Below are 10,723 nucleotides of genomic sequence, written 5' to 3' on the forward strand. Positions count from 1 at the left end.
GGCTTCTTTTTACTCCCTATTATTCTGCGCTATCCCGCTTATGCGTATAACCTGCTCGGGTATAGGATAGACATAACGGGGATCGTTCGGTGGTATGGTATATTCCAGGCTACCGATAACGCGACGTAACGTGATGCGCCATGTTCCATCTCGGTTCAACCGTTTTAAATCCGACCAGTATATTCCACGTTTGAAAAGTTCCTTCTTCCGCTGCTGCGTGATGCAGAGAAGCAGATCTTCTTCGCTTAGGGTATCGAGCTGAGGCATTGCCTGCGGGATATACCTTGCTTCCAGCAGGACGCTAAGGTAACTTCTAGTTCTGGAAAACTGTCCTGTCCTGCTGCTAGCCTCTGCTGCAATCAATAAAGTTTCCCCGATAGTTAGGCCCGTGAAAGAGCGCACGCCACCAGTGTACGAGCCCCGGTATTCTATGCTGCCGTCCTCGCGTAACAGAAAGAACGCCTGCTTTCGAAGGTCCCCATCTTCATACTCCGCATATCGCTCGGGATTAACCGATGTGTTGGACGGACTTTCTATCGATAGCTGCCCGTGCGCGTTGTAAAAGATAACATCTGGATTGTTTGCTCCCCGATAATCAAACATAAAGTTTGGAGAGATTTCAAGATTGCTGAAATCCAGCGGATCATCACCCTGCTGCAGCACGCGCTCTGCGGCAGCAAGTGCCTGCTCAAATTTTCCCATTTGCAAGTAGACTCTTGCTAGAAGGGCAAGAGCGGCCCTTTTGGTGGGATGCTCTTTTATCGCTTGGCTAACAGGTAGGTAGCTTTCAGCAAGCGAAAGGTCAGCAGTGATCTGCTCGTAGGTCTGCCGCACGCTCGCTCTACTGCTTACCATATTTATGTCGGATTCTAGCCTTAGCGGGATGCCCGCCGTAGATTCTGCGGAAGCTTCTGTATAGGTGTCGCAAAACAGCTGAGCAAGCTCGTAAAAGGCGAGCGCCCGGTGAAATAGCGCTGTCCCCTTGAGTTCACCAGCTGCTTGGGAAGATTCTGCCCCCTGACTCTCCAGACGGGATATTCCTTCTAACACCACATTGCAGTATAGCACTTTCCTATACCCAAAGTTCCAGTCCAGACTTTCCGTACCCTCGAAGATGTCGCTCGCCCAGATGGATCCGTTTTTCTCATAGACCTGGCTCATGTTATTCCAGCGAACATCACTGATACTGTACTCATCGGTGCCAACCTGAGCGAGCAGCAGCGCCGACTCCTGATTGATGCGCTGGCTGTTGTACATAAGCGCCCTGTAATCTTCCAGAGTCTGGGGGATCACCTGATTGCTATCCCTTTTTTCTTCCAGGAAGTCTGCATCGTTACAGGCCTGCAAGAGTGAGAAAACCAATATGATCGTAACGTGATTGGTTAATTTTGTTTTCATTAAAGTTTTAATTTAAGTCCGATACTCATTATTCGCGGGGCAGGGTAGGTGGCATTGGGCACTTGTGGATCAATCCCGTAGCTGTTGGCCCGCCATAATATGCCCACATTGTTCATGTTTACAAAGAACCGTGCCCCACGGATGCCTTTTGCGTTCCATATACGCGCAAGTTCGTAAGCGAGGGTGATGTCCTTTAACCTGATATGATCGCCTCTTTCTAGCAGGGTCTCGCTATTCACATACACCCGGTCGCGCGACAGGTTGGTCGATGCAGGCATACTGGGTACATCGGTATGCTCCTGATCTCCGGGCTGCATCCACCGGTCATAATAATCAACGTGGCCGGTACCTCCGCTCAAAAGTGTATTGTAGTTTATCCCGCTTCTTCTAAAATAAAACTTGCCGCTATAGAGTATATTGAAGGTCAGATCGATTCCCCGCCAGGACACGCTGGGAAAAAGCGAGCTGGTTAGCAGCGGTACCGAAGATCCCTGAAAGATCAGATCCTCTACCGAAAGGGCATTAAGGTACTGGGCATACTGCTTGCTCATCTGACCATCGATCATCACTTGCGGATCGCCCGTAAGTGGATCAAGGCCATGCCACGGCAAGCCATATATCGCGTCAGCGGTACGACCTTCCTTCGGAGGCGCCATCCCAATAGTAAAATAGTTCTGAATGGTGGAGGATTTCAGCACATTATATCTAGTGATCCGATTGGCCGTGTAATTCAGCAAATAGCCGATGTTCCACTTTACCGACCCGGTAGAAAACTGGCTTCGAAGTTCGATGTCCACTCCGCTAGTAAGCATGTTTCCGTAGTTTATCCGGTTATCGATCTCAAACCTCCCACTGGTCTCAAATACGCCTGTGGTTGGATCGATGATGTCGTACCCGATCAGATCGCTGGCCGCTTTACGGTACCATTCGATGCTGCCCTGCAGATAATTTCCCTTGAGCCTAAAGTCAGCGCCAAGACTCAGATTTCTAATGGTCTCCCATCGTAGTCCGGGATTGCCCGTTGAACGTAGCGCTCCACTTCTTAGGCCCGTCTCGTAGTCTTGCGAGAAAATAACAACAGGATATACGCTTACTAGGTTATTCACGTTACCATTGGCTCCATAGGAGGCACGCAAGCGAAGATAGTCGACCCTTTTGCTGGTAAAAAAGTCCTCTTTGCTAATTTCCCAAGAGGCGCCCGCCGACCAGAGTGGAACGCCCTTATCATTAGTTTTTATGCCAAACAGGTTTGATGCGTCCCATCGCAGGCTCCCGGAGAAGGTATACCGATCTCGGTAGCTATAGTTGACCGTAGCATAATAAGATATGAAGCGGTCCACCACACGCCGGTAATTTCCATCGGTAGCCGGTATCTTTGCAGATAGGCGCGGCCGGGTGGGAAAAGTGCTGAGGTAATCCATGTCCATTCTTCCCGAGCGCGTGAGCGGGTCGTAGTCGAAAAGCCGTTGCGCGGGTCGGTAGAGCGTGGTTTCCTCGCGCCGCTCCGCTCCAGCTAGCGCCGATAGGGAGTGATCGACGGCAAAGTTACCATTGTAATCGATCTGTGCGCGGCCGTAGCGGCCCGTGTAGGTGGCGCCCGAGGTTTCAAAAATGGCACCATGAGGTACGATCCTTGAGCCATCTGCCTGCGTAAAGCGGTTTACCATATCGCGCACGTAGAATGACTCCCTAGAGAATAGCGATTCCCGGTCGTTACGGTCTCGCTGGTAGCCATATTGCGCTTTCACAGATAATCCTCTTGCTATCTTGTAGCTTAGTTCAGCGTTTCCCCGTAGATTAAATGCGCTATTTTGGTTGTTGGCCAGACGGGTTTCCTCCAGCGGCCGGTAATCCCAGTCAAATAATCCGTTCTCGACAGCCCGGCGCGTATAGGCAAGCCGGTACAGGGAAACCATAGGAAGGCTGTTACCCTGATCGCCGGCAAGGCGCGTGTAGGGTGATACGGTAAGCGTGCCCAGCGATAGTCCGGACATGGTGCGTCCGTTGTCATGCTCGCCAACGCTTGCTAGATTGATACCTGTATGCAGTTTCAGTCTCGAAGAGAGCTGAAAGGTGCTGGACGAGGATAGTTTCAGCCGCCGCCGGTCGTTGCCTACAACGTGATAGCGCTCGCTATCATGGGCGATATTGAGGTTATAGGCAACATTATGCGATCCTCCGCTCATATTTAGCGCATACTGTTGAAGTAAACCTGTGCGGTAAAGGTGCTCGCTGGCCTCCCTGCGTAGATCGGTTCGCAGCATTTGATCCTTCGCCTCGCCAAATGTTTCTTCACTGATCCTGCCATCACGCCGGTCGATCAGCAGTTCGACAAAGGCGGGCAGGGGAGTCCAGTCCCGCTCCACATAGGCGCCACTAGCAAATCGCTGTTCTTCCAGTTCCATAATCGCGCTGCTCTGGAGATAGTTTCTGGAGTACAATAGGTCCGGACGGTTGCGCAGCGATAGGTTGGAGCTGAATTCGAGTTGCACGGGTGTTCCGGCAACGCCCCGTCGGGTATTAATGACGATGACGCCATTTCCCGCCTTTGCCCCCCATATGGCTGCTGCCGAGGCGTCTTTTAGCACTGACACAGATTCTATAGATGATGGGTCAATAGAAGATAGATCACCCTCATAGGGGAAGTCATCCAATATAATTAGTGGGCTAGAAGAGGAGTGTATCGTATTTATTCCCCTTACGCGCAGTTCCGGGCGGTGCTGTGACTCCGCTGAGCTGCTCGTTGCCCTGTTGAATGTAAGTCCGCTCGCAAGTCCCTCTAAGCGATCTATCACATTGGTGCCAACGTTTCTCTCTAGCGAAGCCCTATCTACCGTCACCGCGCTTCCGGTCATCCGGCGCTTTTCCAAGTTTTGGTAGCCCGTGGAAACGGCTACGGCTTCAAGCATGTTGGAGCGGGGCTCTAAACGGAGCTCCTTTTTACCACTTTCAAATGAGCTATCGACAATCCACCTGCCTGTTTTGTAGTTTAGGTGGGTTATTCGTATGCTGTCCCCAAGCATCATCTCGACAGGTTCTCCAAAGGCAATGCGCGCACTAACACCGCCGTGCACCTTAATAAGCGATGCGTCGGGGATTTCCTTTCCGCTATGGCCATCTATGGCGCTTATGCTCACTAGGATGCTTCGCTGACCGAAGCTGTCTGCTGCCCAAAACAGCGATAGTAGAATTACTAGTGCCCTCATTGCTGCCCCTCCTCTTTAAATACCCGAAGTCTTTTGCCTTCTTCGCTTTGGATAATCTCCGCAGAAAGTCCGTAGCGGTAGGCTATCAGGCGACGTACATCATCCTGCATCAGTTTACTGAGCATGGATCTATGTGGGGGAGGATCGGCGAGCTTGAGCAGGTAGCAATACTGAAAGTTTTCCAGCCATTCCATTACGGCTTGATCAGCGTCCACCTCACCGGTAAGCTCCATTTCCTCACCCGTAAGGTTTTTGCGCAGGGCGGTGTCGATATCCCAAATAATCTTGGTTCCGATGAGGCCGCTTGAGTGCAAAAAAGCGAGGGTTAAGAGCCGCTCAACTGTTGCATTCTCTGCATATATATAGCTTTTGCCCCGCGATACACTTCCAGCCAGCCTATCTATTCTTGGATAAAAGCTGCCCGAAAGCAAGGCGGGTCTCAGCCCATTGCCAGGAACGCTATCAAGGTATGATAATGTTGATTCATGCTTTGGAAGGGTTTTAACGGCCTGTTCCTTAAGACGGGAGGAAATATTAGCTCTCGATGAATAGGCGTCATGCGTTATGGCGGTCACTACACCGTTTTCAATCCAGACGTGATGCGGTACGGTGAGATGCGGGAAATATTGAATTAAAAGTGAGTCGGATACTACCGAAATCAAGCTGATCTTTCGATTGGATAAAAAGGGCACGATGGTCTTTTTTTTCTGCGCGCTTACCGGGATTATTTGAAGCTCGTTTTTTAATTCATGCTGGATGCTATCTAAATGGTGCAATGATCGTATGCAGGGCACGCACCATGTCGCCCAGAAATCTAGTATGATCATTTTTTTGTTAGAGAAGTCGCCGAGTTTTATTGTTTGCTTGCCCGATGGGTGGTTGACAACTTCCAAAGCCATATTCCATAGCTCCTCTGGAACACTGTCGCCAACAGACAACGTTTTATTATCTAGCGGCCCATTTCCCGAGGTTTGGTGAGCGGTACTCTGGGCGCTCGCTAGAACTGAAAACAACAAACAAAAAATAGCTGTAAGAACCCAAGCTGACGCTTGTAGGGTCCTGAATTTGGTGATGTGTATATTTTTATATAAAGGGTTTTCGCTGCTTGCCAAAAGAGCATAGCATTCCCCTGTGCGTGATTTTCGCATTATTTTTTAGGTCTTAGTAGATGAACGAAGGGTTAGGTTTCTCTATGCAAGGGTTCGTTGTGATCTATCAATGGTGCATAGAAAATAGTGGCAGAAGTTATTCTGGGGATTTTATGAGGTTTTTGTAAAGTTGTTTTTTTGATAGATACATATCGGTACGTTATGGACTTGAAACCGACATGAAGCGGGAAGGTGCATCTCATAAAATGGTGATGGGCATCCCTCTTAATATGCGCTGAAGCCTGTAGGAAGGCTGAACAACATACAAGAGGGGCCCATCAAATCTTTTTTCAAAGATATGAAATGGGCACCGAACTCTCGCATCTTGCTGTTCAGAAAGGTTCCTACATTTTCAGCGCAAGTGCCGATTTCCAAGTGCCTTGGATGTAACATTAAATACGAAGCATCAATATTAGTACTCCATTTCGCTAATATAGTAAAATTATTATAAATGCGGTAGTATATAACCGCAAAAAATGTTTTTTATCTGTGCATCTTCATCCTTGATATCATGGAACGGGATTACAATAAAATAAAAGCCGATTTTGGAAGCCATATCCGATCAATTAGAGACTCAAAAAAGTACTCTTTAAGGGTGGTTGCGTCGAAATGTAATCTTGACGATAGTAATATCTCCAAGATCGAAAATGGTAAGTTTAATGTTCAACTGTCTACTATCATTGAGCTAGCGAGAGGACTTGAAGTACATCCTTCAGCTTTGTTAGAATATGATTTTTCATTTGAAATGTAGGCTACTCCGGATTAAAGCTTCTTAGACCTCCATTTGGGCAAAAAGTTGAGACGTGTATACTTCCCAATATACCAATATCGCATTCAAGGCTGTTATTAAACCTCAATAGTATCCCCGGAGGATACTAGAAACCCTATTTGTATTGCAAAGGGGCAGAAAGTAGGGCTACTGCCCAACTTCCGCTTGCTTCATTGACTCGTCCTATTATAGGTTTACACATTTCTAATGTTATTTAATCATTGTCCTGATATTGCTTTACAACTTCTTCGTTGTCCTGAAATGCGTTTACAATACTACCGTTTTTCTGATAATAATTCCGCCACAACTTCTCGGGTTTTAATTTTTGTGTATGAATTTTGGACGAGGTCAGATTTCCTAGGCTCATATGGGGACGCTCTTCGTTGTAAAGCATAACCACAAAATTGAGCACTTCTTTGCCCTCTTCCAAATTACTTACATTGTAACTACATAGATATTCATTTTTGATGATGCCGTTAACTCGTTCGGCAATAGCATTATCCCTGGGGTCACTGGTCTGAGTCATGCTAATCTGTATACTATTTTCTTCCAATATCTTTACGTATTCATTGCTACAATATTGTAATCCCCTATCCGAGTGATGGTATAAATATTCCGTTTGTTCGGTAGATTCGAGAGCCATTTTCAACGCTTTTACCGTTTCTAGAGACAGCAGGGTTTCTGCGACATTATACCCGACAATTTTGCGCGAGTACGCATCCGTTATGAAACTGATGTATAGAAAGCCTTTGTCTATTCTCCAATATGTAATATCGCTCACCCACAACTGATTCGGACGACAGGGCACCATTCCCTTGATAAGGTTCGGAAATTTGCGGTACATATGAAAGGAATTCGTAGTTGAAATTCTTCTCCTGTAACGCTTAACCAAAAGCCCTTCATTAGATAATAGTTCGAATAGGGCGTCACGTCCAATTTTTATACAGTGTTCTAGGAGGAATGGCTGCAGCATTTCATAAATCTTACGGGTGCCAATGTACCTATGGTCTCTTCTTATATTCAGAACTTCTCGGATCAACAGTCCATGTTCTATACTAAGTGTTTCCATATGCCACCAATGCTGGTAATAGGCCTGTCTTGTAGTACCAAGTATTCTACAGATACGGGCTAGGCCGATTCGTGCGTATCTGCTTTTTATCTCTCGGATCACTTGGTATTTGACTTTTTTCTTATATCGATCCGTAGCTCCTTTTCCGCCTTCTCAATCATGGTAAGATAGTATTCTTCCCTGATTTTGGACTCTTCCAATTCTCGTTTAAGCCGGGCAATCTCCATTTCGTCCTCACCAGCTTCCGAATCGCTCTTTTGAGTTTTCATGTCAGTACTTCTGTTTTCCATATAGAAAGTTAGGGCTTTTTATTTGGCCCTTCCTCAATATAACCAAGTTGCCGCATAAACTTCAATATTTGACCCTTTTCTACCGGCTCACCAGTAAATTCCTGCCAGATCTGTTGCTTTGATTTATGACCTTCTTGATATGCCTTTATGATTTCGTGCTTCTGTCGCGTGCTGAAATACCTACTGGGCCGCTGCTTTGATTTAAACCTTTTTTCTTCCATCTTTTATCCGATTTAGGCGTAAACCTATATCAGGACAAGACACATTGGCCAGCTTCATTGGCTAGTCGTAGAACAGGTTCCAAACATATGCTCCTAAAATTCACTCCTCATTTTCTTTTCTGAATTATTTACGAATTTAAAATGTGTTTTAGGATACAAAACGTGCAGTGATCGATGCAATAAGCTTTTCGCATCGATGTTTTCTAAAAAGGAATATGCTTCAAGACAACAAAAAACTTTATTTTCCTTACTACTGTTAAGTGCCTTCTCACTTAGCGAATTACAGAAAATCAAACCAAGTTCGTCATTAGATAATTGCGCTTGAATAAGCTGAATATATTTACCCGCATCTTTAAATTTGTCATTTTCTCTATTGTCTGTAATAAACTTTACCAAATTGTAGAAATATCTAAAAAAATGCCCTAAGTGAGAGTGATAATTATTATATGTAGTTAAATAGATATCATTAAGATCGTCTTTTATCATCGATAATTTTGACGAAACCGGGATAGTACAGTGACTAATCTCATCTAAGACAGCCTTAATATCCAAAGCCTTTTCCAAATGAGATCTATAATCTCGACGTAATTCTTTTAATATATGATTCAAATATTCTTGACCTACTTTCTTATTGCCTTCAACTTCACCTCTTATTGAATCCTTTATGGTGAATAATTGTTGCAACATATTAAAAAAAGTCACTTCAAATTGTTGCGTTAAAATTTGCTTTTGAGCTTCATCAAATTGCTCTTGTTGCTTAATTAGTGTTAGAAAAATAGCAAAGGTACCGGCACCTGTAAAAAGAAACGCCAGGATACCAAATACATCACTTATCTTTTTTGCATATTCCCAATCCAAGAATCCCAAGCTGATTTTATCATCATTTGAAATTGATACCAGGACGATTACAGAAAAAATTACACCTCCCACGATAAAAAGCCATGCTAAAAGACTAATCGTTCGTTTCATTTTCACCATCGTACAATTTACTTAGAATTTCATGACACTTATTATTTAAAGAATCCTTTGTCGGTAATCCAGTTTCAGGATTATTTTTCAATTCATCAGTAACATCTATATCTCGACTAAAGGTATCCCATTTGGACAAATCAATCATTTTTTCAACTCCGTTCAGATTTACATAAATTTTCAATTTGTCATATGGAATATCCTGATTGGTTAATTTTACTCTAGCATCTTTTCCATGCCCTATCAAATTTAGAATTGTATTTTTAAAACCTACCTCTCTATTTCTCTTCGCAGTAATTACTATATCCGCTTTTACATCATTATAGTCGAATGAGTCATTTTGATTGTTATTCGTAAAGATAGAGGCTATGTGGTTGGGTTGCGAAAAACCAAAAGACGCCTTACTAATTCGACCATTTTCCAAATAATTAAGGGCTTCCGTGTTGTCAACTCCTTCAGGTGATATTGAAATAGTATATTGCGAGAACTGAAGATTGAACACTCTTCTAATCATTTGCGATAAGATCGTGTAAACACCGAAATTTTCAAACCTCTGAATAAGAAGATAACCTTTTTTAGCATTTTTTGGAATATGAATAAAAAAATAAAATGGTCGCATTGGAGAATTTTCTTTTGGAACATTGTAGACAATTTCGCCAACAGGATTTGCAATAGGTGTTTCGTAACCGAAATCTCCCGATGTGATATAGCCTGAAACTATTCTACCAGATACATCGAAATTGTCATTTGGTATAATTGTCCTTCTACTCGTTCCCTTATCATCTAAAACGAGATTATTAGAATTTAGCTTGCGAAACTGAGCAGGTAATGATTTAACCAAATCTAGTAAATCATTCCCGTTTGCGTAATCATCTAAATCCTCTATAGCACTCTTGTCTCGTTTTTGATTTATTGATATCTTGTACACAGATATTGAAATTTTGCTCATAGATTTTAAGTTAATAATTTGCCAAGTAATATCGTAAATTTCGTTCTTATTGCCAAATCCGACATGTACTATTTAAAATTTAGCTTTTTGATTCTATTTCAAAATGTTATTCGATTGTCTGGACTACCGTGCTCCTAGTGGGTGACCTTTTAATGAACAATGGTCTAGGTGAAATTACTTTGTTCATTTTATGAGTAAGAACAAAAACAACAAATCATAATAGCTTTTTAAGCAAATAATTGCACCACTGTAATTATTTATTTAAATTGTAGCTATCCTATCAAATCTGCTTGATAAAAACTACGCCTAGATTCAAGGAACAGAAAAAATAACTGATCAAGTGGATTATTTGGTGGAGATAAGTGAAGCAACTTTATGCAATTGAAAAAGCCATTATGGAGGTGTGGAAACCTCTAATATCAAACGTAAAAAAGAGTTAGAAGAGATTACTCGTTTGAAAAAGATCTCTGCCATGTCGAGGGTTAATTACGATATTTCAGAAGAAGCCATAAATTAGTACCATCAAGCACTTGCAGCTAAAAAGAAGGTCAAATCAGCGCGTCAACTGTGGCGTAATTGATTTTTGAAACTTGTAAAGCGCTGATAAAGTGAAGTAGTCAAGACTTAATCTGACAGTTGCAATAAATTAACAACTGAAAAATAGATTAGAGTTATGACAACACAAGAAAAAATCATCAAGAACA

At 43.6% G+C, this 10,723-nt stretch carries 9 protein-coding genes; 1 reads left to right on the top strand and 8 read right to left on the bottom strand.

The genetic code is table 11. The features are described from left to right. Positions 1 to 9 precede the first annotated feature (9 nt). Genes B0I21_RS19515 through B0I21_RS19525 form a run of 3 tightly spaced genes read right to left on the bottom strand, consistent with a single transcriptional unit; the run spans position 10 to position 5,752 of the window. Positions 10 to 1,398 carry a RagB/SusD family nutrient uptake outer membrane protein gene (locus tag B0I21_RS19515; RefSeq protein WP_133642176.1) on the bottom strand — a complete coding sequence of 463 codons (1,389 nt, stop codon included), beginning with the start codon at positions 1,396 to 1,398 and terminating at the stop codon, positions 10 to 12. Beyond that, positions 1,398 to 4,604: a SusC/RagA family TonB-linked outer membrane protein gene (locus B0I21_RS19520; RefSeq protein WP_133642177.1), complete on the bottom strand. Its 3,207-nt coding sequence runs from the start codon at positions 4,602 to 4,604 to the stop codon at positions 1,398 to 1,400. The genes B0I21_RS19515 and B0I21_RS19520 overlap by 1 nt, the downstream gene beginning before the upstream one ends. Further along, the gene (locus tag B0I21_RS19525; RefSeq protein ID WP_133642178.1) at positions 4,601 to 5,752 is read right to left on the bottom strand and encodes a TlpA family protein disulfide reductase; all 1,152 of its coding nucleotides are present in this window, start codon (positions 5,750 to 5,752) and stop codon (positions 4,601 to 4,603) included. Before B0I21_RS19525 ends, B0I21_RS19520 begins: the two co-directional genes overlap by 4 nt. 511 nt (positions 5,753 to 6,263) lie before the next feature. On the opposite strand from B0I21_RS19525, the gene B0I21_RS20630 reads away from it, so the two are divergent. Beyond that, on the top strand, positions 6,264 to 6,503 hold the full coding sequence (locus B0I21_RS20630) for a helix-turn-helix domain-containing protein (protein WP_133642179.1): 240 nt from the start codon (positions 6,264 to 6,266) through the stop codon (positions 6,501 to 6,503). Positions 6,504 to 6,735: 232 nt separating this feature from the next. Here the strand turns inward: B0I21_RS20630 and B0I21_RS19535 are convergent, their stop codons facing one another. From B0I21_RS19535 to B0I21_RS19550, 5 genes are all read right to left on the bottom strand, one after another. Continuing rightward, the gene (locus B0I21_RS19535; RefSeq protein ID WP_133642180.1) at positions 6,736 to 7,692 is read right to left on the bottom strand and encodes an IS3 family transposase; all 957 of its coding nucleotides are present in this window, start codon (positions 7,690 to 7,692) and stop codon (positions 6,736 to 6,738) included. Further along, positions 7,689 to 7,859 (bottom strand): hypothetical protein, encoded by a 171-nt coding sequence (locus B0I21_RS20235; RefSeq protein ID WP_166637914.1) that lies wholly within the window; start codon positions 7,857 to 7,859, stop codon positions 7,689 to 7,691. Before B0I21_RS20235 ends, B0I21_RS19535 begins: the two co-directional genes overlap by 4 nt. 29 nt (positions 7,860 to 7,888) lie before the next feature. Beyond that, the gene (locus B0I21_RS19540; protein WP_133642181.1) at positions 7,889 to 8,101 is read right to left on the bottom strand and encodes a hypothetical protein; all 213 of its coding nucleotides are present in this window, start codon (positions 8,099 to 8,101) and stop codon (positions 7,889 to 7,891) included. Positions 8,102 to 8,194: 93 nt separating this feature from the next. After that, positions 8,195 to 9,070, bottom strand: a complete 876-nt coding sequence (locus B0I21_RS19545) for a putative phage abortive infection protein (protein ID WP_166637915.1) — start codon at positions 9,068 to 9,070, stop codon at positions 8,195 to 8,197. After that, positions 9,054 to 10,019, bottom strand: a complete 966-nt coding sequence (locus tag B0I21_RS19550; protein WP_133642183.1) for a hypothetical protein — start codon at positions 10,017 to 10,019, stop codon at positions 9,054 to 9,056. Before B0I21_RS19550 ends, B0I21_RS19545 begins: the two co-directional genes overlap by 17 nt. Between the last annotated feature and the right edge of the window lie 704 nt (positions 10,020 to 10,723).

This window comes from Sphingobacterium paludis (assembly GCF_004364125.1).
Taxonomy (GTDB): domain Bacteria; phylum Bacteroidota; class Bacteroidia; order Sphingobacteriales; family Sphingobacteriaceae; genus Sphingobacterium; species Sphingobacterium paludis.

Bases quoted from the DNA above. Each gene is read 5' to 3' on its own strand.
- B0I21_RS19515 (WP_133642176.1), bottom strand. From the start codon at position 1,398: ATGAAAACAAAATTAACCAATCACGTTACGATCATATTGGTTTTCTCA.
- B0I21_RS19520 (WP_133642177.1), bottom strand. From the start codon at position 4,604: ATGAGGGCACTAGTAATTCTACTATCGCTGTTTTGGGCAGCAGACAGC.
- B0I21_RS19525 (WP_133642178.1), bottom strand. From the start codon at position 5,752: ATGCGAAAATCACGCACAGGGGAATGCTATGCTCTTTTGGCAAGCAGC.
- B0I21_RS20630 (WP_133642179.1), top strand. From the start codon at position 6,264: ATGGAACGGGATTACAATAAAATAAAAGCCGATTTTGGAAGCCATATC.
- B0I21_RS20235 (WP_166637914.1), bottom strand. From the start codon at position 7,859: ATGAAAACTCAAAAGAGCGATTCGGAAGCTGGTGAGGACGAAATGGAG.
- B0I21_RS19540 (WP_133642181.1), bottom strand. From the start codon at position 8,101: ATGGAAGAAAAAAGGTTTAAATCAAAGCAGCGGCCCAGTAGGTATTTC.
- B0I21_RS19545 (WP_166637915.1), bottom strand. From the start codon at position 9,070: ATGAAACGAACGATTAGTCTTTTAGCATGGCTTTTTATCGTGGGAGGT.
- B0I21_RS19550 (WP_133642183.1), bottom strand. From the start codon at position 10,019: ATGAGCAAAATTTCAATATCTGTGTACAAGATATCAATAAATCAAAAA.